Source organism: Novosphingobium resinovorum (assembly GCF_001742225.1).
Taxonomy (GTDB): Bacteria; Pseudomonadota; Alphaproteobacteria; order Sphingomonadales; family Sphingomonadaceae; genus Novosphingobium; species Novosphingobium resinovorum_A.
In genome coordinates this window covers 599,066-624,570 of sequence record NZ_CP017075.1, presented here as the reverse complement: position 1 = coordinate 624,570, position 25,505 = coordinate 599,066, and the positions used below count along the sequence as shown (strand labels likewise).

General features: G+C 66.1%; 26 protein-coding genes. 14 read left to right on the top strand and 12 right to left on the bottom strand.

Annotation, left to right across the window (positions count from 1 at the left end; all coding sequences use genetic code 11):
* Positions 1–99: 99 nt before the first annotated feature.
* Entirely contained in the window at positions 100–978 is an 879-nt protein-coding gene (locus BES08_RS02795; RefSeq protein WP_069707665.1) for an isocitrate lyase/PEP mutase family protein, read from the bottom strand.
* 60 nt (positions 979–1,038) lie between these two features.
* A complete protein-coding gene (locus tag BES08_RS02790; RefSeq protein WP_069707664.1) occupies positions 1,039–1,737 on the bottom strand; it encodes an HAD-IA family hydrolase in 699 nt (232 codons plus the stop codon).
* Between the two features lie 61 nt (positions 1,738–1,798).
* Here BES08_RS02790 and glmU point away from each other — a divergent pair, with 61 nt between their 5' ends.
* Entirely contained in the window at positions 1,799–3,166 is a 1,368-nt protein-coding gene (glmU, locus tag BES08_RS02785) for a bifunctional UDP-N-acetylglucosamine diphosphorylase/glucosamine-1-phosphate N-acetyltransferase GlmU (RefSeq protein WP_069707663.1), read from the top strand.
* Between the two features lie 169 nt (positions 3,167–3,335).
* Here glmU and BES08_RS02780 read toward each other — a convergent pair whose 3' ends face one another.
* Positions 3,336–4,049 (bottom strand): tetratricopeptide repeat protein, encoded by a 714-nt coding sequence (locus BES08_RS02780; protein WP_069707662.1) that lies wholly within the window; start codon positions 4,047–4,049, stop codon positions 3,336–3,338.
* A gap of 197 nt (positions 4,050–4,246) precedes the next feature.
* On the opposite strand from BES08_RS02780, the gene BES08_RS02775 reads away from it, so the two are divergent.
* The 4 genes from BES08_RS02775 to glmS all read left to right on the top strand — a co-directional run bounded on the left by BES08_RS02775 (position 4,247) and on the right by glmS (position 7,760).
* Positions 4,247–5,077: a TIGR00266 family protein gene (locus BES08_RS02775; protein WP_008832307.1), complete on the top strand. Its 831-nt coding sequence runs from the start codon at positions 4,247–4,249 to the stop codon at positions 5,075–5,077.
* A gap of 116 nt (positions 5,078–5,193) precedes the next feature.
* Positions 5,194–5,553, top strand: a complete 360-nt coding sequence (locus BES08_RS02770) for a ribbon-helix-helix protein, CopG family (protein WP_069707661.1) — start codon at positions 5,194–5,196, stop codon at positions 5,551–5,553.
* Positions 5,550–5,918 (top strand): type II toxin-antitoxin system VapC family toxin, encoded by a 369-nt coding sequence (locus BES08_RS02765; RefSeq protein WP_069707660.1) that lies wholly within the window; start codon positions 5,550–5,552, stop codon positions 5,916–5,918. Before BES08_RS02770 ends, BES08_RS02765 begins: the two co-directional genes overlap by 4 nt.
* Positions 5,919–5,936: 18 nt before the next feature.
* On the top strand, positions 5,937–7,760 hold the full coding sequence (glmS, locus tag BES08_RS02760) for a glutamine--fructose-6-phosphate transaminase (isomerizing) (RefSeq protein ID WP_069707659.1): 1,824 nt from the start codon (positions 5,937–5,939) through the stop codon (positions 7,758–7,760).
* A gap of 39 nt (positions 7,761–7,799) precedes the next feature.
* Here glmS and BES08_RS02755 read toward each other — a convergent pair whose 3' ends face one another.
* Positions 7,800–8,603 (bottom strand): SDR family NAD(P)-dependent oxidoreductase, encoded by an 804-nt coding sequence (locus BES08_RS02755; protein ID WP_008831677.1) that lies wholly within the window; start codon positions 8,601–8,603, stop codon positions 7,800–7,802.
* A 220-nt stretch (positions 8,604–8,823) separates the two neighbouring features.
* On the opposite strand from BES08_RS02755, the gene BES08_RS02750 reads away from it, so the two are divergent.
* Positions 8,824–9,609: an SDR family NAD(P)-dependent oxidoreductase gene (locus tag BES08_RS02750; RefSeq protein ID WP_069707658.1), complete on the top strand. Its 786-nt coding sequence runs from the start codon at positions 8,824–8,826 to the stop codon at positions 9,607–9,609.
* Between the two features lie 134 nt (positions 9,610–9,743).
* Here the strand turns inward: BES08_RS02750 and BES08_RS02745 are convergent, their stop codons facing one another.
* The 3 genes from BES08_RS02745 to BES08_RS02735 are packed head-to-tail and all read right to left on the bottom strand — an operon-like array spanning position 9,744 to position 12,818.
* Positions 9,744–10,985: an MBL fold metallo-hydrolase gene (locus BES08_RS02745; protein WP_069707657.1), complete on the bottom strand. Its 1,242-nt coding sequence runs from the start codon at positions 10,983–10,985 to the stop codon at positions 9,744–9,746.
* A gap of 1 nt (position 10,986) precedes the next feature.
* Positions 10,987–11,997 (bottom strand): zinc-dependent alcohol dehydrogenase, encoded by a 1,011-nt coding sequence (locus BES08_RS02740; RefSeq protein WP_069707656.1) that lies wholly within the window; start codon positions 11,995–11,997, stop codon positions 10,987–10,989.
* Between the two features lie 29 nt (positions 11,998–12,026).
* Positions 12,027–12,818 carry an SDR family NAD(P)-dependent oxidoreductase gene (locus tag BES08_RS02735; RefSeq protein ID WP_069707655.1) on the bottom strand — a complete coding sequence of 264 codons (792 nt, stop codon included), beginning with the start codon at positions 12,816–12,818 and terminating at the stop codon, positions 12,027–12,029.
* A 172-nt stretch (positions 12,819–12,990) separates the two neighbouring features.
* Here BES08_RS02735 and BES08_RS02730 point away from each other — a divergent pair, with 172 nt between their 5' ends.
* The 3 genes from BES08_RS02730 to BES08_RS02720 all read left to right on the top strand — a co-directional run bounded on the left by BES08_RS02730 (position 12,991) and on the right by BES08_RS02720 (position 15,660).
* On the top strand, positions 12,991–13,872 hold the full coding sequence (locus tag BES08_RS02730; protein WP_069709134.1) for a helix-turn-helix transcriptional regulator: 882 nt from the start codon (positions 12,991–12,993) through the stop codon (positions 13,870–13,872).
* Between the two features lie 124 nt (positions 13,873–13,996).
* The gene (locus tag BES08_RS02725) at positions 13,997–15,181 is read left to right on the top strand and encodes a sulfotransferase family protein (RefSeq protein WP_156799906.1); all 1,185 of its coding nucleotides are present in this window, start codon (positions 13,997–13,999) and stop codon (positions 15,179–15,181) included.
* Positions 15,182–15,183: 2 nt separating this feature from the next.
* Positions 15,184–15,660: a VOC family protein gene (locus BES08_RS02720; RefSeq protein ID WP_069707654.1), complete on the top strand. Its 477-nt coding sequence runs from the start codon at positions 15,184–15,186 to the stop codon at positions 15,658–15,660.
* A gap of 236 nt (positions 15,661–15,896) precedes the next feature.
* Here BES08_RS02720 and cofH read toward each other — a convergent pair whose 3' ends face one another.
* The 3 genes from cofH to cofE are packed head-to-tail and all read right to left on the bottom strand — an operon-like array spanning position 15,897 to position 19,962.
* The gene (cofH, locus tag BES08_RS02715; protein WP_069707653.1) at positions 15,897–18,215 is read right to left on the bottom strand and encodes a 5-amino-6-(D-ribitylamino)uracil--L-tyrosine 4-hydroxyphenyl transferase CofH; all 2,319 of its coding nucleotides are present in this window, start codon (positions 18,213–18,215) and stop codon (positions 15,897–15,899) included.
* Between the two features lie 2 nt (positions 18,216–18,217).
* Positions 18,218–19,183, bottom strand: a complete 966-nt coding sequence (gene cofD, locus BES08_RS02710) for a 2-phospho-L-lactate transferase (RefSeq protein WP_069707652.1) — start codon at positions 19,181–19,183, stop codon at positions 18,218–18,220.
* Positions 19,180–19,962 carry a coenzyme F420-0:L-glutamate ligase gene (gene cofE, locus BES08_RS02705; RefSeq protein ID WP_069707651.1) on the bottom strand — a complete coding sequence of 261 codons (783 nt, stop codon included), beginning with the start codon at positions 19,960–19,962 and terminating at the stop codon, positions 19,180–19,182. Before cofE ends, cofD begins: the two co-directional genes overlap by 4 nt.
* Positions 19,963–20,045: 83 nt before the next feature.
* Here cofE and npdG point away from each other — a divergent pair, with 83 nt between their 5' ends.
* Genes npdG through BES08_RS02685 form a run of 4 tightly spaced genes read left to right on the top strand, consistent with a single transcriptional unit; the run spans position 20,046 to position 23,105 of the window.
* The gene (gene npdG, locus BES08_RS02700; protein WP_069707650.1) at positions 20,046–20,696 is read left to right on the top strand and encodes an NADPH-dependent F420 reductase; all 651 of its coding nucleotides are present in this window, start codon (positions 20,046–20,048) and stop codon (positions 20,694–20,696) included.
* Positions 20,693–21,271, top strand: coding sequence for a 2-phospho-L-lactate guanylyltransferase (gene cofC, locus BES08_RS02695; protein ID WP_069707649.1), 579 nt, complete (start codon positions 20,693–20,695; stop codon positions 21,269–21,271). Before npdG ends, cofC begins: the two co-directional genes overlap by 4 nt.
* A 38-nt stretch (positions 21,272–21,309) precedes the next feature.
* Positions 21,310–22,167 (top strand): SDR family NAD(P)-dependent oxidoreductase, encoded by an 858-nt coding sequence (locus BES08_RS02690; RefSeq protein ID WP_069707648.1) that lies wholly within the window; start codon positions 21,310–21,312, stop codon positions 22,165–22,167.
* 17 nt (positions 22,168–22,184) lie between these two features.
* Positions 22,185–23,105, top strand: coding sequence for a TIGR03619 family F420-dependent LLM class oxidoreductase (locus BES08_RS02685; protein WP_069707647.1), 921 nt, complete (start codon positions 22,185–22,187; stop codon positions 23,103–23,105).
* Positions 23,106–23,213: 108 nt separating this feature from the next.
* Here BES08_RS02685 and thiE read toward each other — a convergent pair whose 3' ends face one another.
* Entirely contained in the window at positions 23,214–23,861 is a 648-nt protein-coding gene (gene thiE / locus BES08_RS02680; RefSeq protein ID WP_069707646.1) for a thiamine phosphate synthase, read from the bottom strand.
* A 95-nt stretch (positions 23,862–23,956) separates the two neighbouring features.
* Here thiE and BES08_RS02675 point away from each other — a divergent pair, with 95 nt between their 5' ends.
* The gene (locus BES08_RS02675; RefSeq protein ID WP_036522773.1) at positions 23,957–24,526 is read left to right on the top strand and encodes a hypothetical protein; all 570 of its coding nucleotides are present in this window, start codon (positions 23,957–23,959) and stop codon (positions 24,524–24,526) included.
* Between the two features lie 59 nt (positions 24,527–24,585).
* Here BES08_RS02675 and BES08_RS02670 read toward each other — a convergent pair whose 3' ends face one another.
* A complete protein-coding gene (locus BES08_RS02670) occupies positions 24,586–25,497 on the bottom strand; it encodes a fructose bisphosphate aldolase (protein WP_069707645.1) in 912 nt (303 codons plus the stop codon).
* Positions 25,498–25,505 lie beyond the last annotated feature (8 nt).

Genomic DNA, 25,505 nt, shown 5'->3' with positions numbered 1-25,505 from the left:
CCCCACACACCTCGTCATTGCGAGCGTAGCGAAGCAATCCAGGGCTGTCTTGAGCCGCCCTGGATTGCTTCGCTACGCTCGCAATGACGGACGGAGGGGCTACCGCGCATGGTTGGTTCGCGTGGGTTGCCCAGTCCGCTCCGCCCAATCGACGATCAGATCATCATACAGCTTCTGATCGATCAGGTCGTACTTCTCCGGGAAGTTACGGAAAGCATCCATCGCGCTGGCGACCGAGCCGGTCTCCATCAGCTCGCGCGCCATCTTGAGGTGGTTCACCGCCGCCGAGACCCAGCCCCACCCGGTCGAAAGCGTGAAGCGCGTGTCCGGCAAATTGAACCCGAGCGTGCAGACCGGGATCGGCATATGCGGGATGACTTCGGCCTGCTGTTCCGGCGGCGCGCTAGCGAAGACCACCGCATCAGCGCCCGCCTCGGCATAAGCGTGCCCCCGCCGGATCGCTTCTTCCACCGAGCCCGAACCGCCGCCGCCATTGGCGCTGGTGTAGAGTTCATCGCAGCGCGCGATGATCACCAGGCCCGAATCGCCCCGCGCCTTCACCCCGGCCTCGATCCGGCACTGCATTTCCTCGATCGAGCACAAGCCGTTGACGTGCTTGGAATGCTTGGGGTTCACCTCGTCCTCGACGTGATACCCGGCGATCCCCGCCGCAACGTACATCTTCGTGAAGCGGTATGCATCGGCCACCGTCTCGCCCAGCGTATCGGCGTCGGCGATCAGCGGAATATCCATGGCCTGCGCGATGCGGCCCGCCTGATCGATCTGCTCGATCTGGCTGAAGATGCCGTTGTCGGGCACCGCATAGTGAAATGCCGAGCAGGCATGGCCGCCCAGATACGCCGCCTTGAACCCGACCTGCTGGACGATTCGCCCGGTGAGCGCGCTGTAGGCCTCGGCGGCGACAAAATGCTCGCCGTTCTCGATCAGCGCGCGCAGCTTCTCACCCGGTGTCGGCATCGTCGGCTCTCCCTCTTTCGAACGGAGGGCTCGCACGAAGCCGCCGGGCGGGCAAGCGGGTCAGGCGGGTATCGGCCCCGCGTTGTTGCCGATCCGCTCGAGCGCGGGGACGAGTTGGTCGAAATGATCGATCACCGCCGCTGCGCCCAGTTCGCCCGGCGGCAGGTCGTTGAAACCGAAGCTGACCGCGATGCACGGCAGCCCCGCCGCCGCCGCCGCGCGGGTGTCGTACGTGGTATCGCCGACATAAGCCGCACGCCCTTCCCCGCCGCGTTCCAGCATGAGCTGCAGCAGGTCGGGACGCGGCTTGGCCCGGCCGGGGCCGAGGGTGTCGCCGCCGATCACCGTGTAGAACCGCTCCGACAGGCCGAGTTCGCCGAAGATCTTCGTGGCGAACCGCTCCAGCTTGTTGGTGACGACGGCGATCTTCACGCCGCGCGCCGCCAGTTCGTCCAGCATCGCCGCGCCGCCGGGGAACAGGCAGGTCTCGACCGCGATGTTCGCCTCATAGAAGGCGAGCAGCGCATCGTGCAGTTCCTCGAAGCGCACATCGTCCACCGCGCCGCCCGTCGCGACGAGCGCATTGGCGAGCATCTTGCGCGCGCCGCCGCCCACGAACCCGCGCACTTCCTCGCGCGGGACGGCCCGGCGGCCTTCCAGAGAAAGAGCGTGATTGACCGCGTGGCCAAGGTCACCGAGGCTGTCGAGAAGAGTTCCGTCGAGGTCGAAACCGACGATCTGAAAAGGAAAGCTGGTCATTGCACCAAGCAGTGCAGGCTCGGGATGGAAACCGCAACAATTTGCTGGCAGGAGAGCACCCATGACTTTGGCCAGTAACCCCCTCGCAATCGTCGTCCTCGCCGCCGGCAAGGGCACCCGCATGAAGAGCGACCTGCACAAGGTGCTCCATCCCGTAGCCGGCCGCCCGATGCTGGAACATTTGCTGGCGAGCGCCGCGCAGTTGGCTCCCGAGCGGCAGGTCGTGGTCGCCGGGCATGGCCGCGAGCAGTTGGAAAAGGCGCTGGGCAGCCGCGCGACGATCGCGGTGCAGGAACCGCAGCTCGGCACCGGCCACGCCGTCCAGCAGGCCGAGGGCGCGCTGGCGGGCTTCGACGGCGACGTGCTGATCCTCTACGGCGACGTGCCCTTCGTGCGCGAAGAGACGATGCGCGCGATGATCGCCCGCCTCCATGCCGAGGATGCCCCGGCAGTGGTCGTGCTCGGCTTCCAGCCCGAGGACCCGCTGCAGTACGGCCGTGTGCTCGCCCATGACGACGGGCGCATCGCGATGATGGTCGAATACAAGGACGCCACCGAGGAACAGCGCGCCTGCCGCTTGTGCAACTCGGGCCTGATGGCGGTGAAGTCGGCCGATCTGTTCGACCTGCTCGCCAAAGTCGGCAACGAGAACGCCCAGGGCGAGTATTACCTCGTCGATATCGTCAATATCGCCACGCTCGAAGGACGCGCCTGCGCGGTGATCGTAACTGACGACCCGGACGAAGTCGGCGGCATCAACAGCCGCGGCGAACTCGCCGAAGCCGAGGGCCGCTGGCAGAAGGCGCGCCGGGTTCAGGCCATGGCCGATGGCGTGACGCTGATCGCGCCGGAAACCGTGTTCTTCGCCTGGGACACGAAGCTCGGCCGCGATGTTACCGTCGAGCCCAACGTGGTGTTCGGCCCCGGTGTGAGTGTCGCCGATAACGTCGTCATTCACGCCTTCTCGCACCTCGAGGGCGCGACGCTCGAAAGCAGCGTCGCCATTGGACCTTACGCTCGCCTACGGCCCGGCGCGGTGCTCAAGGCCGGGTCCAAGATCGGCAACTTCGTCGAGATGAAGAACGCCGTGCTGGGCGAAGGCGCGAAGGCCAACCACCTGACCTACCTCGGCGACGCGGTGGTCGGTGCGGGCGCCAACATCGGCGCGGGCACGATCACCTGCAACTACGACGGCTACTTCAAGCACAAGACCGTGATCGGCGAACGCGCCTTCATCGGCTCCAACAGCGCGCTGGTGGCGCCCGTGAAGATCGGCGCCGACGCGATCGTGGCGGCGGGCAGCGCGGTCACCCGCGACGTGGCGGACGGCGAACTGCGCCTCGTTCGCGGGGAACAACTGGTCAAGCCCGGCTGGGCCGACCGCTTCCATGATGCCATGAAGAAGAAAAAGGCCGAGTTGAAAGGCTGAGCTGACGTCAAAGGACAGCGCCCGTCATCCCAGCGAAGGCTGGGACCGCTGGCCGCGTAAAGCCCAACCCACGGCTGCAAAGTGCTAACGCAACGTAGCGCCTAAAGATTTGCCAGCGGTCCCAGCCTTCGCTGGGATGACGGGCTTTGTCTTCAAACGCCTTGCTGTCTTACGATCCAATCACCTTCCTGCGCGCGATATTGCTCAGCTCTACTTTGGCGATCTCGCTCTTGGGGTCATACTGCAGCGACTGGTCGTAGAACTTCTCCGCCTCGTCATACTGCCCCATCGCCGCCTTGGTGAAACCCATCCCCCGCAGGGCGCGCGCCGCTATCCGTGCGTCCTTGCCGGTCGTGGACTTGTCGACCACGGCCCACGCCTTGGCGAACAGATCGTAGCTGCCCTGCCAGTCCCGGCGCGATTTGAAGAGTTCGGCATATTCGTTGGCGAAATGGGCATTGCCCGGCGCCATCTGCGAGGCCTGCCGCAATTCAGCCTCGGCAAGATCGCCGCGACCGAGATCGATGAGCGCGAAGCCCTTGCCGAAATGCGCCTCGCACAGCGCGGAATCGACTTCGACAGTGGCACCGGAAGCCGCTCCGCCATCACGGCAAAGGCGTGGGCGCAAATCGCCGGAAAGCCGCTGGTCGGCATCGGCGATGACCTTGTCGAACAGCTTGACCGCCTGCGCCTGCTTGCCCTGACGGATCAGATCGTAGCCCTGCTGGACATGCGCGGCCGCATCGAAGCGGGTATCCGTCACCCGCGCGGCGGGTGCGAAACTGGCCGCCACAAGATGCGGCTGTTGCTGCACGGGTTCGGCATGAGCCGTTCCCGCGATGAAAATCGAAACAAGAACGGAAGACGCAATTCGAGCGTTCATCGGTGTTTTTCCTCTCCCCAAAACACCGATACCGCGCCGGTCTGTGCCGAGCCCTTCTACGTGGGCCAATCGTCAGACAGTGTTCGTTGAACTGCGAAGAATATCCGACCGGCGCGGTTTGACAAGTCATCTTGCCGAAATCAAACCCTCGTCTCATCGCACATGGCCCGCTGGTGGGCCGACGACGGAGATTTTCGATGGCAAACAGCCCCTGGAGCCATACGCGCAGTTCATCGCTTTCCGACGACGTCGATTTCGAGATCAAGGGCCAGGAACTCCAGTTCGTCGAGATCGAACTCGATCCCGGCGAAAGCGCGGTGGCCGAAGCCGGGGCGATGGTCTGGAAGGACGCCTCCATCGACATGACCACCGTGTTCGGCGACGGCTCGGCGGATCAGGGCGGCGGCTTCATGGGCAAGCTGCTGGGCGCGGGCAAGCGCCTCGTCACCGGCGAGAGCCTGTTCACGACCGTCTTCACGCATCGCGGCTCAGGCAAGGCACGCGTATCCTTCGCGGCGCCGATCCCCGGCTCGATCCTGCCGATCAAGCTGGACGAAGTCGGCGGACGGTTGATCTGCCAGAAAGACGCCTTCCTGTGCGCCGCGCGCGGCGTGTCCATCGGCATCCACTTCCAGCAGCGCATCATGACCGGCCTGTTCGGCGGCGAAGGCTTCATCATGCAGAAGCTGGAAGGCGACGGCTGGGTCTTCGTCCAGATGGGCGGCACCGTGATCGAGCGCGAGCTTCGCGCCGGAGAAGAACTCCACGTCGATACCGGCTGCGTCGCCGCCTTCCAGCCCAGCGTGGAGTTCGACGTGGTGCGAGCAGGCTCCGTCAAGTCCATGATTTTCGGCGGGGAAGGCGTGTTCTTCGCCCGCCTGCGCGGCCCCGGCAAAGTCTGGATCCAGTCGCTGCCGTTCTCGCGGCTCGCCGGGCGGATGCTGGCGGCGGCAGGCTCGACCGGCGGTCAGAACCGCGGCGAGGGATCGCTGCTGGGCTCGCTGGGCAACCTCATCGACGGAGATTGATGACGCGAATGTAATGTGCAGGACAGCGCCCGGTCATCGGCGATCCGGCACTGTCCTGCCATGGCTCACGATACATCCGCCTTGCCGATGATATCACGATATGATATCGCGATATCATGACGCGTATTCTCGCAGACCTGCCCGACGAGGACATCCGCTGGCTCGACGCCCGCGCGGCCGAACTCGGCCAGTCGCGCGCTTCGGTCCTGCGCGAGGCGGTATCGACCTACAAGGCCCAGGCGCAGCCGGCGAGTGGCAAGGACTGGCTGGATCAGGCTTTCGGCATCTGGAAGAACCGCCAGGACATCGGCGATTCAATAGATTGGCAACGCCGCGAGCGCGCTTCGTGGACCCGGCCGTGGGATGACGACTACGAAGAGGTGAAGGCCGAATTTCCGGACCTTTTCGACGAGCAGGATGACCGCGAACGCGCGCATTATCTCGCCCAATCCGGCCGGAAGCCGTCTGCAAAATGAGCGGTTATTCGTTCGACAGCAATATCCTGATCGATGCGCTGAACGGTTTTCCGCCCGCCCACGCCGAGATCGCACGTGTTGATCGGCCCTGCATAAGCAGGCTGGTCTGGACTGAGGTACTTTCCAAGGAAGGCGGCGCGACTCTAAGAAACATAGAGATATTCCTGTCGGGCTTCCTGATCGAGGAAGTGGACGCGGAGATCGCCCGCCATGCCGCAGCGCTACGACGGGAGCGACCGAAACTGAAATTGCCCGACGCGATCATCCTGGCCTCCGCGCAAGTGCGCCAGCGCATTCTGGTTACACGAAATACCAAGGATTTTCCGGCAAGCATGCCGGGCATCCGCGTCCCCTACTCTCTCTAGACCAAGGCACTTAATCTCATGTGTGGCATCATCGGCATCGTCGGCAAGGAAGACGTGGCGGACCGGCTGGTCGACGGCCTGCGCCGGATGGAATATCGCGGCTACGACAGCGCTGGCGTCTGTACGCTGTTTGACGGCCAGCTCGTGCGCCGCCGCGCCGAGGGCAAGTTGATGAACCTCGTCAAGGAACTGGCGCGTGATCCGGCGCCGGGCCTGACCGGCATCGCCCATACCCGCTGGGCCACCCACGGCGCGCCGACTGCCGCCAACGCACACCCCCACGCGACGGCGGAACTCGCGCTCGTCCACAACGGCATCATCGAGAACTTCAAGCCTTTGCGCGAAGCCCTCGAATCGCGCGGGCGCACCTTCGAGAGCCAGACCGACACCGAAGTCGTCGCGCATCTGGTGTCCGAGCAGGTCGAAGCGGGCGCGTCGCCGGAAGACGCCGTCAAGGCGGTGCTGCCCCAACTGCGCGGTGCCTTCGCCCTCGCCATTGCCTTCCGCCGCTTCCCGGACATGCTGATCGGCGCCCGCCTCGGCTCGCCGCTGGTCGTCGGCTACGGGGATGGCGAGACCTACCTCGGATCGGACGCGCTGGCCCTCGCCCCGCTGACCCAGAAGATCACCTACCTCGAGGAAGGTGACTGGGTCGTCATCACCCGTGAGGGCGCGACGATCTACGACGCCGACAACAATCCGGTGACGCGCGAAGTCGTCACCTCCGGCGCGTCGGCCGTGGCGATCGAGAAGGGCAATTTCCGCCACTTCATGCAGAAGGAAATCTTCGAGCAGCCCACCGTGGTCGCCCAGACGCTGCGCAGCTATCTGCGCCAGGTCGACCAGTCGGTAGCGCTGCCGCAGATCGATTTCGACCTCGGTTCGGTCAAGCGCATCACCATCGTCGCCTGCGGCACCAGCTTCTACGCCGGCATGGTCGCAAAGTACTGGATCGAGACTTTCGCCCGAGTACCTGTCGATATCGACGTGGCCAGCGAGTTCCGTTACCGCGACCCGGTTCTGGAAGACGGCGGCCTCGCCCTCTTCATCTCGCAGTCGGGCGAGACGGCCGACACCCTCGCCGCGCTCAAGCACTGCAAGGCGGCCGGGCAGACCATTGCCGTCGTCGTCAACGTGCCCACCAGCACGATGGCGCGCGAGGCGGACCTGCTGCTGCCGACCCACGCCGGTCCGGAGATCGGCGTCGCCTCGACCAAGGCCTTCACCTGCCAGCTTGCCGTTCTCGCCGCCCTTGCCGCGCATCTGGCGGTCAAGCGCGGGCGGATGGACCGCGCTGAGGAAGCGGAAGTCGTCCAGCACCTGCTCGCCACACCCGCCAGCCTCAACGCCGCGCTCGATCATGACGAGGAAATCGCGGCCATGGCGCACCTCATCGCGCCGGCGCGCGATGTGCTTTACCTCGGGCGTGGCCCGGACTACCCGCTGGCTCTCGAAGGCGCGCTGAAACTCAAGGAAATCAGCTATATCCACGCCGAAGGTTATGCTTCGGGTGAAATGAAGCACGGCCCCATCGCGCTTATCGACGAAGCGGTGCCGGTGATCGTCCTCGCCCCTTCCGGCCCGCTGTTCGAGAAGACCGTCAGCAACATGCAGGAGGTGCGCGCACGCGGCGGCAAGGTCGTGCTGATCTCAGACGCGGAAGGCATTGCCGAGGCGGGCGAAGGCTGCATCGCGACCATCGAGATGCCGCGCGTGCACCCGCTGATCGCGCCGCTGGTCTACGCGGTGCCGGTGCAACTCCTCGCCTATCACGTCGCCTGCGTGAAGGGCACCGACGTCGACCAGCCGCGCAACCTCGCCAAGAGTGTCACGGTCGAGTGAACGCGAAGGCGCGCGGTTGACGAACCGCGCGCCCTTGCCTCACATCGAAGGCGCGTAACCGCCGTTGAGCGGATAGGTCTGCCCCGTGATCCACTCCGCCGCGTCGGAGCACAGGAACGTCACGAGCGCGGCGACATCGTCGGACTTGCCGTAGCGGCGGATCGTGTAGCGGGCCATCTGCGCCTTGGCGTGATCGCCCTGCATGACTTCGGCGAGCTTCTCCGCAGGCATGTCCGGCATCAGCGAGGACAGCGAGACGGCGTTGCTGGTCACGTTGTAGCGCCCGAGTTCCTTGGCGATCGAGCGCACGAAACCCTGCGCCCCCGCCTTGGCCGAGGCATAGACCGCGAGCTTGGGCTCACCCACGCGGCCTGAATCCGAAACTATGGTGACGATGCGGCCCTTCTTCGCCGCCACCATGTTCGGAATGAACGCAAAGCAGGCATTGTAGACGCCGTAGAGGTTGGTGCGCAGATAGCGGTCCCAGGCCGAGGGCTCCTCCTCCCAGAAGTTGAGGGTCGGACGCAGCGAGCCTCCCGGCCCGGCCATCCCGGCATTGTTGACCAGGATCGTCGCGGCGCCGAGCTTGTCCCTGATCGCGGCATCCGCGCCGCGGATCGCATCGAGATCGCCGACATCGAACGGCACCGCCAACGCAGGCACGCCCATCGCGCGGATTTCCTCGGCCACGGCTTCTGCGCGTTCGGGCACGAAATCGTTCACTGCGATGCCGCCCGCATTGTGGCGCGCCAGTTCCAGCGCGATCCCGCGTCCCGCGTTCTGCCCGGCGCCGGTGACCACCGCCACTTGTCCACCAAGGTCGAGTAGATCGTGTTCGCTCATTTCATCCCGCTCCCATGTTGCATGCGCATTAGATAGTATTTACTATCTTTATCTGCGAGTCCCTTGGCACTGCCCGTATCCGCCGATCATCCCGGCGATGCCCGCATGCCATCCGACCCGAGTGAATAAGGTGCGGCGGTGCTTGCCAAGAGCCGGAAGGCCGAAGCGTCCCGAATATCGCGGCGACGCTGGCGATACCGCCCGAGGGAGAGGAGAAGAGATGTTCGAGGAATTCGACCTGACCGGCCGCGTGGCGCTGGTGACCGGCGGCGGCACCGGCATCGGCCGGGCCATCGCGCTGCTGCTGGCCCGGCGCGGCGCGGACATTGCAGTGGCGGGTCGCAAGCGCGCGCCGCTCGACACGGTGGTGGCGGAGATCGAAGCGCTCGGCCGCAGGGGTCTGGCGGTAGAGGCCGACGTGCGCGAACTGGCGCCCGTACAGGCCATGGTCGAGACGGCAGCAGTGCATTTCGGGCGGCTCGACATCCTCGTCAACAATGCGGGCGGAGCCCATGGGCACGTCGGCATTGCGAAGATGGACCCGGCCAAATGGGACCGCGACATCGCGCTCAATCTCAATTCGGCGATGTATGCCTCGCAGGCGGCGTTTGCGCATTTGCGCAAGGTGAAGGGCTGCATCGTCAACGTGTCCTCAGTCGCCGGGATGCACGGAACGCAGGGCGTGGCGGCCTATTCGGCGGCCAAGGCGGGCGTCCAAATGTTCACCCGCGTCGCGGCTGCCGAGTGGGGGCCAACAGGTGTGCGCGTCAACGCCGTCGCCCCCGGCATGACCGCGACCGAGAAGGCCCGCGCCGGGTGGGAGAAGGCCGGCTTCGACGCGGACAGCGCCGCGCATGTATTTCCGCTGCGCCGCTACGGCCAGCCCGAGGACGTGGCGCAACTGGTCGGCTTCCTGGTCAGTGATGCGGCGAGCTACATCACCGGCGAAGCCATCGCCGTCGCGGGCGGACCGGTTCTGGGCGGAATGGTCAGGATCGACGATTGAGAAGTCCGGGCACTGACCATTAGCACCCGCTCATAATTCGTCATTGCGAGCGAAGCGAAGCAATCCAGAGCAGTCTGACACCGCCCTGGATTGCTTCGCTTCGCTCGCAATGACGAGATGAGAGTGGAATATTCCTACAGCTTCGCTTCCATCTCGGCGAGTTCGGAGCGCAGCCACATCGTTTCCGACAGATTGCGTCCGCCGCTCTCGGCCAGCAGGACTTCATGCGCGGCCTTGCGGACGGCGATGGCCTCGGCGTTGGTCGGTTCCGCGCCGAGGGCTATGTCGGTGAGGTGCACGGCCTCCAGCGCCGCGCCGCCGTCCAGCTTTTCCTGCGCGCGCCGGGCAAGGTTTCCCGCCCCGCCCGCCAGTTCGACAAGGTCCGCATCGATGCTGCTGCGCGGCACGCCGTAGAGCGCGGTGGTGCCGTCCTCATAGTGCAGCCAGCCCGAATACTCGCGCCAGATCGACTTGACCGCCCAGCTCGCCTTGCCGTGAAATTCGCCAATCTCCAGCCCCTCGGGCCAGGCGAATTCACGCATCAGAGTGTGGACGTCCTTGCCCGCCTTCATGCCCTCCAGCGTATAGTCGCGTACATAGGAAACCGCAGCGTGCAACTTGTCGAGGTCGGCGCGGATGCGATCCTTGCCGACGATCGCCTCGCCGTGGCCGGTGATCACGATTTCCGCGCCGAGATCGCGGATGGTTTCCAGCGACTTGAGGTAATTGCGCACCAGCCGCGGCTTGTCGCCGCGCAGGGTATTGAGGAACGGCATCGACAGCCACACCGGCCCGAAGACATTGCCGGTAAAGGCGATTTTCTCCTTCGGCAGCCAGACGGTGAGGCTGTCCACCGTCTCGCCCTCAGGCGTGGAGATCAGCTCGAAGGTGCGCCCGCCGAGTTCCAGCGTCAGGCGGCGATCGACGAGAATGTCCGGCACGACGTTCGGCGGCGGCTTCGGTGTCGAACCGCGCTTGAGCGTCGAGCCCCAGAGCTTGCGGCTTCTCGGCCCGAAGAAGGCCTGCAGGCCGTTCATGTCGGCCAAAGCCTCGTTGAAGCCGGGGCCGCCAATCACTTGCGTGCCGTCTTCGAGGAATTCCGGCAAGCCGCCGTAGTGGTCCGCATGGCTCTGCGTGAGGATCACGAAGGCGAGCGGCCCGGTCCGATGCGGCGCCAGCAGGCGCTTCGTGCGCTCGGCATTGTCCATGAAGCCGGTGTTGACCATCACGTCGCCCTCGGCGGTGGTGACGAGGTAGGCGTTTGAGATGTCGTTCGCCTGGAAGATGAAGTCGGTCACCCGGATCGCCTCGGCCTGCTCGTCGCCTGCGCGCACCAGTCCGGCCAGCTTGGGTCCTGCATCCTTTACGTCGCTCATTTCAGACCTCCTCGAAGCTGATCATGACTTTGGCGGACTGCGGGCTCGCGGCGATCTCAAGGCCCTTCATGACGTCGCGGAACGGCAGCTTGTGGCTGATCATCGCGGCGATCTTGTCCTTGAGGCGCGGCATGGCCGCGATCACCTCGGGCATTTCGGTGGGGTAGCCGACGGCGGTGGTAATGGTCATCTCGCTGGTCAGCATGCGACCGGCCGGGAACTCCAAAGGCTTCATGTAGGCGGCGGTGATGACGAGGCGCGCGTGGAACTTCGCCATCATGATCACTTGCGTCAGGATGTTCGGCGCCCCTGCCGCGTCTATGTACGCATCGGTGCCGACGCCCACGCGCCCATAGCTCGGTACTTCGCCATGAAGGCGCGCCAGTTCCGCGCGCAAGTCCACCTCGGCCGGGTTGAGCGCGGCCCGCACGCCGAGCGCCCGGGCGCGTTCCAGGCGCTCCTCGGAAAGGTCGAGCGCCACCACGTCGGTCACCCCGCGATCGATCAGCCACAGCAGCATGCCGAGCCCTATCGGCCCGCAGCCGAACACCACGACCTTGTCGCCGGGCTTCACCTCGGCCCGATTGACCCCGTGCATGGCAACCGCAAGCGGCTCGCACATGGCGGCGACGTCGTAGTCGATGCCGTCGGGGATCGGCAGGATCGATTCTCCCAGCCGCGCCTCGCGCACCAGCAATTCCTGTGTGAAGGCCCCTTCCGGGCCGCCGGAGCCGATGTTGCCCGGCGTCATCATCGGATTGACGACCACCGGATCACCGACCGCGATGCCCTCGACCCCCGCGCCGACCTCGATCACCTCGCCCGCGCCTTCGTGGCCCAGCGCCGTCAGCGTGCCCGGCGTCGGAATGCCGCCGATCTTGATGTACGAAAGGTCGGAGCCGCAGATGCCCACCGACTTCATCTTCACCACCACGTCGAGCGGCCCCGTCGCGGGACGTTCATAGGGGTCGAGCCTGACATCGCCCGTGCCGTGGATCCTGAGCAGTTCCATACGCCTCTCTCCTTGCCGATCCGCCGCGTTTACGGCCGGACCATGTATCCGCCGTCGATGGTGATCGTCTCACCGGTCATGAAGCTGCTGGCGTCCGAGCACAGGTAGGCACCGATGCCCTCGAAGTCGGCTGGAAAGCCGGTGCGCTTCATCGGTATCGTCGGGGCGAAGTGCTGTGCCACCGCGTCGGCGCGGGCGCCCTCACCCATCATCGGCGTGATGACGAGGCCCGGCGCGACCACGTTGGCGCGAATGCCGAGCGGGGCCAGTTCGATGGCAAGGCAGCGGATCGCCGCCGCCACCGCCGCCTTGGAAGACGCATACTCCATCTTCCCCGCAAGGCCCTGGAACAGCGAGAGCGAGCCGCAGGCGACAAGGCTGCCGCCCGATTCGTCCCCCGCCTCGACCCGCTCCTTCATCAGCCTCGCGCCTTCGCGCAGAGTGAAGAAGGCGCCGTGCAGCGCGGTCTTCTGGAAGTCGTACCAGTGATCGGTCGGCATCTCGAAGACCGAGTTGTAGCGCGGCGAAGCCCCGGAATTCGCGAAGACGCAGTCCACGCGCCCGAAGTCGGCCATGACCGCCTCATAACCCTGGGCGATGTTCGCCTCTTCCGAAACATCGACCTGATAGGCGACGACTTTCCCCGCACCGGCCGCTTCGAGTTCGGCCTTGGCCTTCGCGCTCTTCTCGGCGTTGCGCGCCCAGATCGCGAGGTCGCCACCCATCTTCGCTACGCCCATCGCGAAGCCGAAGCCGATGCCGCCGTTGCCGCCGGTCACCACCGTCACCTTGCCCGCGCAGTCGAACAGGCTTTTCGCCATCCTTGTCTTCCTCTGTCCCAAACCGTGCCGTCATCGCGGCGTGTTCACCGGCGCGATGTTCCTCGCGAGAGGATTGCCCGGCAAGCGCGGCAGGCATAGAATTCCGGCCCTAACGTGGCGTCCGGGACACATTGCGGCCGACCTGTCGAAGATGACGCTGATGGAGATGAGCATGCCCGAGGCGCATCGTTCGAAGATGAGCATCGACGCGCAACTGGAAACGCGCGGCGTGACCGCGCAGATCGTGCGCTTCGACATTCCCGACCCGACCGACACCGTCCATGCGGTCGGCCGGGACTACCACGTCAACATGTGCCTCACCCCCCGTCCGCTGCAATCGCGCGGCGGCTATCGCAAGCGATGGGGACCGCACCGACTGGAACGGCTGGGCGACATCTTCGTGCTGCCGCCGGGCGAGGAACTCCACATCAAGGGCGGCACGGGGCGGCAGGCATCGCTGACCTGCACCATCGACTCGGGACTGGTGCACGACCTCGTCGGCCATCGCCTGACCTGGGACGATCCGCACCTTGCCGCCGCGCTGGACATCGGCAGTGCGCAGATCCGCGCGCTGCTGTTCCGCATCACCGCCGAAGTGCGGCACCCCGGCCTCGCTGCGCAGCGGATGCTGGGCTTCCTCGGTAGCGAACTGGCGATCGAACTGGGACGCCATTGCCTTGAGGTGACCGAGCGGCCCGTCACCGGCGGTCTCTCCGGCTGGCGGCTGCGGCTGATCGACGAGCGCCTTGCCGACGACCTTGCCGCGCCGTCGCTGGAGGACCTGGCGAAGCTGTGTGTGCTGTCGGTGCGCCAACTCACGCGGGGGTTTCGTGTCAGCCGCGCCTGCTCGATCGGCGACTACATCGAGCAGCGCCGCATGGAGGCCGCCAAGCGCCTGCTGATGGAGGGCGAGAGCGTGAAGACCATCGCTTTCACCATGGGGTTCTCCTCTCCCTCCAGCTTCACCTTCGCCTTCCGCCGCGCCGTGGGAGCCAGCCCCAGCACCTTCCGCCAGAGGCAGGGGCGCGTCCTCACCGAGCCTGTCGGGTCTTGACCCGAATTCGACAGAAGGTCTGGTTTTGACGGGTCATCCGCGTTGCCACGGCGGGGCATCGACAGGTTATCTCGTGCCCATGAAAGGCCGACCGATCGGCCGCCGGGAAGAGGACAACCACACCATGGCCACCACCGCCACCACCACTGAGCACCATCTGGGCTATGCCCTCGTCGAGCAGGCGATGAAGGAAACCGGGATCGACAGCTTCGACAACGACAGCTGGCGCGAGGGCTTCGACGTCTTCACCCGGTCGTTCAACGAAGGCATCGCCAAGGGCTGGATGAGCGAAGGCGGCATCGCCCGCGCCCGGAACGACACGCTGCATTACCTACGCGGCCGCCTCAAGGTCTCGCAATACCTGCGCGAGAATCCGGAACTGCTGCAGCGCCCTGTAGAGCGCCCGGTCTTCGTCATGGGCGTGCCGCGCACCGGCACCACGCTGATGTCGAACCTGCTGGCCGCCGACCCGGCGCGCCGTTCGCCGCTGACCTGGGAGATCGACGATCCGGTGCCGCCGGTCACCTCGAACGCCCTGCTGACGACCGACCCGCGCGCGACCACCCGGCTCGCGCAGGAGAAGGCCGCGCTCGAAGCCAACCCCGCCATGGGCAAGTACTATCGCGGCTCGGCGGTCTACCCCAACGAATGCGTGTTCTTCATGGCGCACGATTTCAAGACGCTGATGATCGAGTCCAAGGGCAAGCTGCCGCTCTACAAGGACTTCATCTTCTCGTGCAACATGACCAGCGCCTACGAGTACCACAAGAAGTTCCTGCAGGTGCTCCAGCAGCACACCACCGGCGTCTGGAACGTCAAGAAGCCCAGCCACTCGCTGTGGCTGGAGACGATCTTCAAGGTCTATCCCGACGCCCGCGTGATCTGGACCCACCGCGATCCCTTCACCGCGACGGGGTCGCTGTGCTCGGTGATCTCGCTCAGCCATCAGGCGCACATGGGCCGGATCGATGCGGAGTGGCTGGCCGAGGACTACCCCTGGCAGGCGGCCGAACACGCCAACCGCATCATGGATTTCCGCGACAAGTACGGCGAGGACAGGATCATCGACGTCCACTACGCCGACATCGTCGAGGACCCGGTCGCCGCAACGAAGAAGGTCTACGCGGCGCTGGGCGACGAATGGACCGCCGAGGCCGAGGCCGGAGTCCAGAAGTGGGTGGACGACAACCCACAGGACAAGTTCGGCCGCCACGAATACAAGCTGGCGCAATACGGGCTGAGCAAGGAGGCGCTCGAGCCGCTGTTCGAGCGCTACCTCTCCCGCTACGACGTCGCGCGGGAGGGCTGATCGTGCTGGAAGGACTGCACTACCAGAACGCCTATGTCTGTGACGACATCGAAGCAGGGATCGACCTTTTCAGGGGCCGCGGGATGGCGAAGGAACCGACTATCATCCCGGTCGACCAGATCGTGCTGACGCCATCGGGGCCGAAGCGCCAGAAAAGCCGCATCTGCTTCATCTGGATCGGCGACCTGCAATATGAACTGATCGAGAGCGAGATCGACGAGGTCGGCATCTTTGCCAACTGCCTGTCGAATGGCGGCCCCTTGCGCTTCCATCACATCTGCTTCCGGGTGCCCGACTGGGCCGACTTCCGCTCCCGGGTGGACGCGCAGGAATTCCCGATCGCGATGGAGCGCGACTTGTCGGGCGAGCCGGAGGGAGGACTGAAATTCCTGTACCTTGATGCGCGCAAGGTCTTCGGGCACTACATCGAATATACCTGGATGCCCGAGCCGATGTGGCAGCATATCCGGGCGATGTGAGAACCGGGCTGGCGTTGTAACGCCGGGGCTTCGACAAGCTCAGCCTGAGCGGGATCGGAGTTCATGATCGCCTTCACCTCTCTCGTCGTCATTCCCGCGAAGGCGGGAACCCATCTCCTGACGGTGCCTGCTGCATGAACATCAGATGGGTCCCCGCCTTCGCGGGGATGACGAACGATGGTTCGGTCAAACACGATCCCGCTATGAACCCCGCTCACCCTGAGCTTGTCGAAGGGTCAGGCCATCACTCCCACATCTCCATAAAGCGTCGACCTCTGCCGCAGCTTGCGTCCGACGCTCTCCGCCGCCGCGCGCATGTCGGAAACCTCAGCCAGTTGCCCGTGCGAGGCTCCGGCCGCGCGGCTGATACTCTCGTCCATCAGCACGCCGCCAAGGTCGTTGGCGCCTGCCGCCAGCACCGCCGCCGCCCCGTCCATGCCCAGCTTGACCCATGAGACCTGTATCGAATCGATCGCCCCGTGCAGCGCCAACCGGGCGACCGCATGCATCATCACCGCCTCACGCCAGGTCGGCCCCTTGCGGCATTGGCCCTTGCGGTAGAACGGCGCCTCCATGTGGACGAGCGGCAGCGGCACGAACTCGGTGATACCGCCGGTGTCGAGTTGCAGCTCGCGCAAGGCCAGCAAATGACGCGCCCAGTGCAGCGGACTTTCGAGGTGTCCGAACATTATCGTCGAAGTCGTCGGCAGCCCCACCCTATGCGCCGAACCGACCACATCGAGCCATTCGGCGGTCGTCAGCTTGTCCGGGCAGATCTTCTCGCGAATATCGTCGCACAGGATTTCCGCCGCCGTACCGGGGAGCGAACCCAGCCCCGCATCGCGCAGCATGGACAGGTAATCCGAGACCGGCATCCCCAGCGTCCGGGCACCCTGGCTCACCTCCAGCGGCGAGAAGGCATGGACGTGCAGGTCCGGGCACGCATCCTTCACCGCGCGCAGGATCGAGAGGTAGGTCTCGCCAGTGTAGCGCGGGTGGATGCCGCCCTGCAGGCAAACTTCGGTCGCCCCGCGCGCCACCGCCTCACGGGCGCGGCCGGCGATCTCCTCGAGGTCGAGGTCGTAGGGCTTGTCACGATAGCCCGCCTTGCTGCTGGTCTTCGAAAAGGCGCAGAACGAACAGGCATGCGTGCAGATGTTGGTGTAGTTGATGTTGCGGTTGACGACGTACGTGACGACGTCGCCGCGCACCTCGGCCCGCAAGGCGTCCGCCGCCTCCACCACCGCCTGCGCAGCACTGCCCCGAGCCGCGAACAGCGCGGCGATCTCTTCCTCGCCGAGCGCAAAGCCGCCTGCCGCGCGATCGAGTATCCGGTGCAGCCGCGCCGCCACCGGGCCGTCGTACCGCATGCCAAGCGGCGCGTGCACCGTCCCCGGCGCGCGGTCCGTAATGCCGGGACTCCAGCGACTGTCGCGCCCCAGTCCATCGGCATCGGCAAGCCGCAGCACGGCGGGCCGGATCGCCGGATCGAGCCAGCCCTCCGCCTCGACGAAGCGCGGATAGATCGTCAACCGCTCTACCAGCGGCAGCCCGGCCCGGGCGCAGACCGCCTCAAGCCGCGCGATTTCGGGCCAGGGCGCCTCGGGGTTCACGTGATCGAGCGTCACCGGGGAGATGCCCCCCCAGTCGTCGATGCCTGCGTCGATCAGTTCGACGAGGCGCTCATCATTGAGGTTCGGCGGTGCCTGCACCGAGACTTCGTCCGGCAGCACGATCCGCGCGGCGGCGATGGTGCGCAGGAAGTCCGCCTCGCTCGCCTCGATAGCGCCGGACATCTTCGTGCCGGGCTTCGGGCAGAAATTCTGGACGATGACTTCCTGCAGGTGCCCATGCGCTTCGTGCAGGTCGCGCAGGGCGATCAGCGCCTCGATCCGCTCGCGCGGGGTCTCGCCGATGCCGATGAGGACGCCGCTCGTGGTCGGCACCCGCGCCCGCCCTGCCGCCGCCAGCGACGCGAGACGAACCGCGGGGACCTTGTCCGGCGATCCATGATGGCACATGCCCTTGTCGAGCAGGCGCTCGGACGTACTCTCCAGCATCAGCCCGACCGATGCCGCGACCGGGCGCAACATCCGCCAGTCGGCTTCCTCCAGAACCCCGGCATTGATATGCGGAAGCAGGCCCGTCTCTTCCAGAACCCGCTGCGCACAGTGGCGCACGTAGTCGATGGTGCGCGTGAAGCCGCGCTCCTCCAGCCACTCGCGCGCGGCTGCATAACGCCGCTCCGGCGCATCGCCGAGCGTGAACAGCGCTTCCTTGCAGCCCGCCGCGAGCCCAGCCCGCGCGATCTCCAGCACCTCTTCCTCGGTCAGATAAGGGGCATGCAGCCGGGAGGGCGTCGTCGCGAAGGTGCAGTAGTGGCATACGTCGGCGCAAAGCCGGGTCAGCGGGATGAAGACCTTGCGCGAATAGGTCATCCGTGCCGGTGTCAGCGCTCCGAAGCGGGTGTCGCGCCGCATCCGTGCCTCGGCGAGAACATCGTCCAGCGGCGCGGTGAGGAGTCGGGTTATCAGTGCGTCGTCGTCGCGTGCCATGGTCATCCTGTTTCGATACCGGCTGCGATCAGTGCTTCGCGCGCAAGCCTCTCCCGGTCACCGGCGTGGCACATGACTGTTGGGCAAACGGTGACCGAAAGGCCCCTCTCCCGCAAGCCCCCTGCATCGGCGGCATCGGCCTCGTCGATCACCAGATGGTCGAGAAGATCGCCCCGGTGATTGGAGTAGTGATCGGCGATCGAGGCGTTGGAAACGGGCCTGCCCAGTTCTCCCAACAACTTGCCGAGCGGTCCCTTGATCGACGCGCCGCCGACCAGCGGCGATACCGCCACCACAGGAACTCGCCGCCGCACTAGTGCCTCGCGCACACCGTCGAGACTGAGGATCGGATCGACGCTGAGGTACGGATTCGAGGGGCAAATGACGATGGCGGCAAGGTCGTCGCGGGCCAGTGCCTCGGCGAATGCGGGCGATGGCGCAGCACCGGGAACGCCGTCGAACCGCACCCCGGTGGCCACCGGCCGGCACTGCTCGGCGACGAAATAGCGCTGGAAGTCCAGCCACCCCTGCGCGGTGCCGACCTGGGTGCGCACGGGGGCATCGCTCATGGGAACTATCGCGTGCGCGATACCGAGTTCGCGCGTCAGCCGCGTGGTCACCTGCGACAAGGTATCGCCCGCGCGCAGCCGCCAGGACCGGGCAATGTGCATCCCCATGTCGCGATCGCCGAGGTTGAACCAGTCCGCCTCGCCCAGCGCGCGCAGCATGGCCATGGCCTGCCATGTCTCGTCCTTCACGCCCCAGCCGCGCACCGTGTCGTTGAGCCCCGCGAGTGCGTAAGTCACCGAATCGATGTCCGGGCAGATCGTCAGGCCAAGGTGCTCGAAGTCGTCCCCGGTATTGACCACGATGGTGAGGTCTTCCGGCGCGAGCACTGCCGCCAGCCCCGCCGCCAGCTTAGCCCCGCCGACACCGCCGCTGAGAGCGAGTACGTGCTTGCCCGTCATCGAAACATGTCCTGTTCCACTGGACGCAGGCCGCTCACCGCACCCGGTCCGTCATCCTCGCAGGTCCAGCGGCCTGCGCCCCGCACGACGGCGACCGGCGTGCCTTCGTCCCCCTCGCCCATGACCAACGTCGCCATAGCTGCGATCGAGTCCGCCACCGCAATCACCGTCGCCTGCAGCGTGCGGCCGTAGAGATCGACGCCGCGCCCTCGGCGGTCCTCCAGCACGGCAAGCCCCGCGCAGCCGATCGCGGTGCCCACCGTGCCGATGCGCCATGCGCGGCCCATGGAGTCGGCGATCACCACCGCCACCCGCACGCCGCTGGCCTCGGCCAGTTCCGCGCGCAAGCGCCGCGCAGACGCATCGGGCTCGCACGGCCAGAGCAGCACCGTGCCCGCATCTCCGCCGGAGACATTGCTGGCGTCGATCCCGGCATTGGCAAGCACATGGCCGGTGCGATGCCGGGCGATGATCGCGGCGGGGTGCGGGCGCATGATCTCGGCGCTCTCGTCCAGGATCGCCTGCGCCATGGCAGGATCGCGCCCGGTCCGCTCCGCTAGAGCCCGCGCCTCCTCTCCCGGCGTCAGCGCCGCAAGGTCGATTGAACGCCCTTCGATCTTGGAGACGATCTTCTGCGCAACCACGCAGATATCGCCATCGCGTAAGCCGTCACCCTCGGCCGCGAGCGCGGTGCAAATCGCTTGCGCAATAGACTGCCCCGCGGCGAACATGGGCAATCCGGCAAGCGGTCGTACTGTAAGTTCTCGAAGAGCGTTCATCCTGTTCTCCCGAACGACACCTTAGGTCCGCCCCCGACAACGACAATCCAAAGACGCGAAACTTCGCGGGAGAGATAACAGGCATGGCAAGTATCGCGATCATCGGCGGCACCGGGGCACTCGGAAAAGGCATCGCACGCAGGCTCGTCGCGGCGGGGCACGCGGTGACGATCGGCTCGCGCTCCGCCGAGAAGGCCCAGGCGACCGCCGGGGAACTCGGCGCTGCGGGCTATGCCGCCAACGCCGATGCGGCGGAAGGCAAGGACGTGGTGATCGTAACCGTGCCCCACGCCTCGCAGGGCGATACGCTGGCGCAGATCCGCGACCGGATCGGCGATGCGGTGGTCGTGGATACGACCGTACCCCTCGTCCCGCCCAAGGTCATGCGCGTCCAGCTTCCCGTCGAAGGCAGCGCCGCCGCGCAGGCGCGCGCGCATCTCGGCCCCGAGGCACGGCTGGTCACCGCCTTCCACAACGTCTCGGCCCATCACCTCGATTCCGACCATGCGATCGACTGCGACGTGCTGGTCTTCTCTGACGATGTCGCGGCCCGACAGACGGTGGTGGACTTGTGCCCCGGCATGGGCCTGCGCGGTCTGTCGGGTGGAGCGCTCGCCAACTCGGCGGCGGCGGAAGCGCTGACCTCGATCCTCATCTACATGAACAAGACCTACAAGGCCGACGGCGCGGGTATCCGCTTCACCAATCTGGCCGAAGCGCCCGCGATCCCATGACCGTCTGGGCGCTCATCCCGGTCAAGGCACGAGGACGCGGCAAGACCCGCCTCGCCCCCGCGCTGCCCCCTCATGAGCGTGACAGGCTGGTCGAAGCGATGCTGTCGCGCGTGATCGAGGCGGCAGCGGGCGCGGTGGACCGTACGATCCTCCTGGGACCACCACGCGGCGCGTTGCCCTTCATCTTCGACGATGGTGACGGACTCAACGCGGCGCTGGAAAACGCGCTGGCAATCCTGTCGCGAGGTGCTCCGCCCGATCGACTGATCGTCGTCGCGGGAGACCTGCCGCGCCTTGATGCACAGGACCTGCGCCAGCTTGCCGCCCTGCCCGCCTGCACCCTCGGCATCGCCACCGATCGCCACGGCACCGGCACCAATGCGCTCTCGCTGCCCTTGCCCAAAGCGGCAGGCTTTCGCTTCCAGTACGGCACCGGCAGTGCCGAACTTCACCGCGCGGCTGCGGAAACGCTGGGCCTGAACGCCGTGACGATCACGACGTCGGGTCTCGCGAAAGATATAGACGAGCCCGCCGACCTGGCCGATGCTGAACACCTGTTCGCTTTGGCGAACTGACCAGAGGCCGCACACGGCCCCGTAAAGCGGAGAGGCGAGTGCAGGCAAGCGACATCGACCTGACCGGGCAAGTGGCCTTCGTGACTGGCGGCGGCGGCGGCATCGGCCGCTCCATCGCGCTGTGCATGGCCGACATGGGCGCCGACGTGGCGATCATAGAGGCGATCCCGGAACGCTGCGCGCAAGTCACCGCGATGATCGAGGCGCGTGGCCGCAAGGCGCTGTGCATCCCCGGCAACGTCATGGACGTCGAGGCCCTGCAAGGCGCGATCGCGCGCACGGCGGACACTTTCGGACGGCTCGACGTGCTGGTGAACAACGCGGGCGGCGTGACCCGGCGCGGATTCCTCGACCTCACTGAGAAGAACTGGCGGCGGCACATCGACCTCAACCTGGTCAGCAATCTCGCCGCGACACAGGCGGCAGTGCCGGTGATGATCGCAGGCGGGCGCGGCGGCGCGATCGTCAACGTCACCAGTATCGAAGCTAGCCGCGCAGCACCGGGCTATGCCGTCTATGCCGCGTGCAAGGCTGGGATCAACAACCTCACCCGCACCCTCGCGCTCGAATTCGCCGAGCACGGCATCCGCGTGAACACCATCGCGCCCGACTACACGGTGACGCCCGGCACGCGCGGCCAGTTCACCGGCCCGGTGGACGAGGCGGCGTGGTTCCAGCCCAGCCCCGCGCAAGTCGAAAGCGCCCGCAAGCGCATTCCTGCGGGCCGCCCCGGGATCGACGAGGAATGCGGCCGCGTGGCGGTGTTCCTCGCCTCCCCGATGGCCAGCTACGTGACCGGCACCGTGATCCCGGTAGACGGAGGCTCGTGGGCCTCGGGCGGATGGGCGCGCGACCGTAACGAGGTCTGGATCCTGCCGCCTGAAGTCACCGAATAGCCAGAAACGAGAGAGCGATGACCTTCACCCTCAGCACCAGCCTGCCCTTCGACCACATCGACAAGCCGCAGGAATGGGGCACCATGGAAGCGCTGCACCAGATCGCGAAGGCGGTCGAGGCTGCGGGCTTTTACGCGGGCACCGTCACTGACCATCCGGTGCCCTCTTCGCGCTGGCTCGACAATGGCGGGCATTATGCGCAGGACCCCTTCGTCATGCTTTCGATGCTGGGCGCCGCCACGACCACGCTGCGGCTGCAGACCAACATCCTGGTCCTGCCCTATCGCAACCCGTTCATCACCGCGCGCGCCGTATCGAGCCTAGACCATTTCACCGGCGGGCGCGTGATCTTCGGCCTGGGCGCGGGGTACATGAAGGCGGAGTACAAGGCACTCGGCGTCGATTTCGACAGCCGCAACGACATCATGGACGAATATATGAAGGCTATGAAGCTCGCCTGGACCGGCGAGGACTTCACCTTCGAGGGCAATGGCTTCACCGCGCTCGGCAACCGTGTGCTGCCGACCCCGGCGCAAACCCCGCATCCGCCGCTGCTGGTCGGCGGCAACTCGAAGCGCGCCCTTCGCCGCGCAGTGGAGCTGGGCGATGCCTGGCACCCGTTCTTCGTACCCAAGGCGATCACCGATACCGCCCGCACCGCCAATCTCGAAGGCGACGAGGACATCCTGGAAGCCATCGCCTACATGGCGGCGCATTGCGAGAAAGTCGGCCGCGAGACTCCGCCCAAGGTCATCGCATCCTCGACTTATTCGGTGAAAGCGGGCTGGAACGCGCAGGAGGCGCTGGACCATTTCGCCAACCTCAAGTCGCTCGGCGTCGATGGTTCCGGCGCGACGATCTACACTGAGACCCGCGCGGAATATCTCGAACAGGCGCAGAAGTTCGGGGAAGAGGTGATCGCGAAGATCGATTTCTGACGCTCTGGCCGCACCAAGGCCCACCCCGCTGCGACTAGCTTCGCCTAAGGCTCAGCAAGTCTCGCTCCCCTCCCGCTTGCGGGAGGGGTTGGGGGTGGGTTCATGCGCTCAGCCCTGCACCGCCGCCAGTGCTTCGTGAAACGCGCGGACCGCCGCTTCCTCGTCGCCGTTCCAGACTGCGCCCGAAAACGCAAGAAAGTCCGCGCCCGCCCGCACGAGGTCACCGCAGTTTTCCGGAGTAATCCCACCGATGGCGACGCACGGAATCTCGAAGATCGACTGCCACCATTCCAACACGTCGAGACCAGCGATATGCTTGGTCACCTTCGTCGTGGTGGGGAAGAACGCACCGAACGCCACGTAGTCGGCGCCGTTCTCGCCCGCTTCCATGGCGAGGTGACGGCTGGCATTACAGGTCACGCCAATCTGCGCATCGCGGCCGAGCGCCTGACGTGCCTCCTCGACGCTGCCGTCCTCCTGCCCGAGATGCACGCCGTCCGCGCCGAGGCGCTTGGCGAGGCCGATCGAATCGTTGACGATGAACGCCACGTCGCGATCCCCGCAAATCTTCTGCAGCGGCTCGGCCAGACGCGCGGCCTCATGCTGGTCCACGTCCTTGACGCGGAACTGGAAGGCCGCGACTTCGCCTGCGTCCAGAGCGCGGGCCAGACGGTCGGGGAAGGCCCCGCCGACGTCGAGCGGCGAGATCAGATAGAGCTGCGTGGGTGCGCGCGGAATGTCGGCTTCGTCTTTCATGCGGGTGCTCTAGCCGCGCCGCGCCTCAACGCCAAGCGTTCCGAACACGCGGCGTTCGGGAACCGTTCAGGCGCCCGGGTGTTGCATGGCGCGCCATGAGGATACCGATAGCGCTCGCCCTGACCGGAGCCGCCCTTGCCGGCTGCACCGTCATACCCCCGGCCGATCCGGCCCGGATGCAACCATATCCACCGGCCTATCCGCAGGCGAGCGCTCCTCCGCCTCCCGCAGCGCCGCCGCCGTCAGCCCCTCCGGCCGCGAGCTATCCCGGCCCGGCAGTTACGCCGCCCTATACTCCCGCCCAGAGCTATCCCCCGCCGTCGGAACTGCCGGTCGCGACTCCCGAGCCCTCGCTGACTTACGCCGCGCTCGGCCAGACGGTAACCGTAGGCGGCCCGCGCATCACCCCGCTGGCGGTGCTGGAGGACAGCCGGTGCCCGATGAATGCGCGCTGCGTCTGGGGCGGGCAGGTCCGCCTGCGCGTACGCATCGACAGCGGGCGCGGTGGCGAAGTCGAGGTGACCTCGGGCAAGCCGGTGACGGTCGCCGACGGCACGCTCGAACTGGTCGAGGTCCAGCCCGACAAGGTCGCGGGCGGTGACAACCACGGCACCGTCGCACAGTCGGCGTATCGCTTCGGCTTCCGCTTCATGGGCGGCTACTGAGCCCACGAAAAAGGCGGCGCCCTTTCGAGCGCCGCCTCTTCCTGTCCGGTCCCGAAGGATCAGGCCGCCGCGGCAGCCTCGGCCTTCTGCGTCGAACCGAGGTAGATCGCGTCGATCGCCTCGCCCAGCGCCGCGTCGAATTCCGCGTCGCTCATCTGCGAACGCAGGTCCGAAAGCAGCGCGCGGCTGAAGCTGGCGATGATGCCCTTGTTCTTCGCCAGTTCGACGCAGGCGTCGGCGCGCGAGTAACCGCCCGACAGGGCCACCACGCGCAGCACCTTGGGGTGATCGATCAGCGGATCAAACGTGCCCGGCACGATCGGCAGCGAGAGCTTGAGCATGACCTGCTGGCCCTCGGGCAGCGCGTCGAGATTCTTGAGGATTTCGGCGAGCAGGATCGCATCACACTCGGCGCGGGTCTCGCTCTTGATGTTCACTTCGGGCTCGATGATCGGCATCATGCCGTGCGAGAGCACCTGTGCACCGATCTCGAACTGCTGCTTGACGACGGCGGCGATGCCCTCGGCATTGGCCGAGTTGATGACCGAGCGCTCCTTGGTGCCGTAGACGCCCAGCGCCTTCGAGCGCGCAAGCAGTTCGTCCAGCGTCGGCATCGGCTTCATCAGCTGGACGCCGTTGGCTTCATCCTCAAGGCCCTTGTCGATCTTGATGAAGGGGACCACGCCCTTGGCGATCAGCGCCTGCGCGGTGGGCACGCCATCGACGGTGCCGTCCATGGTGCGTTCGAACAGGATCGCGCCGATGACCTTCTCCCCCGAGAACACCGACGACGAAATGATGCGCGCGCGCATCTCGTGGATGAGACCGAACATCTCCTCCTCGGTCGACCAGGCATCCTCCTCGATACCGTAGCCCTTGAGAGCCTTGGGCGTCGAACCGCCGCTCTGGTCGAGTGCGGCGATAAAGCCGTCACCGTCGGCCATCTTGGCCGTCATTTCCGAATACTGCATGGTTTCTC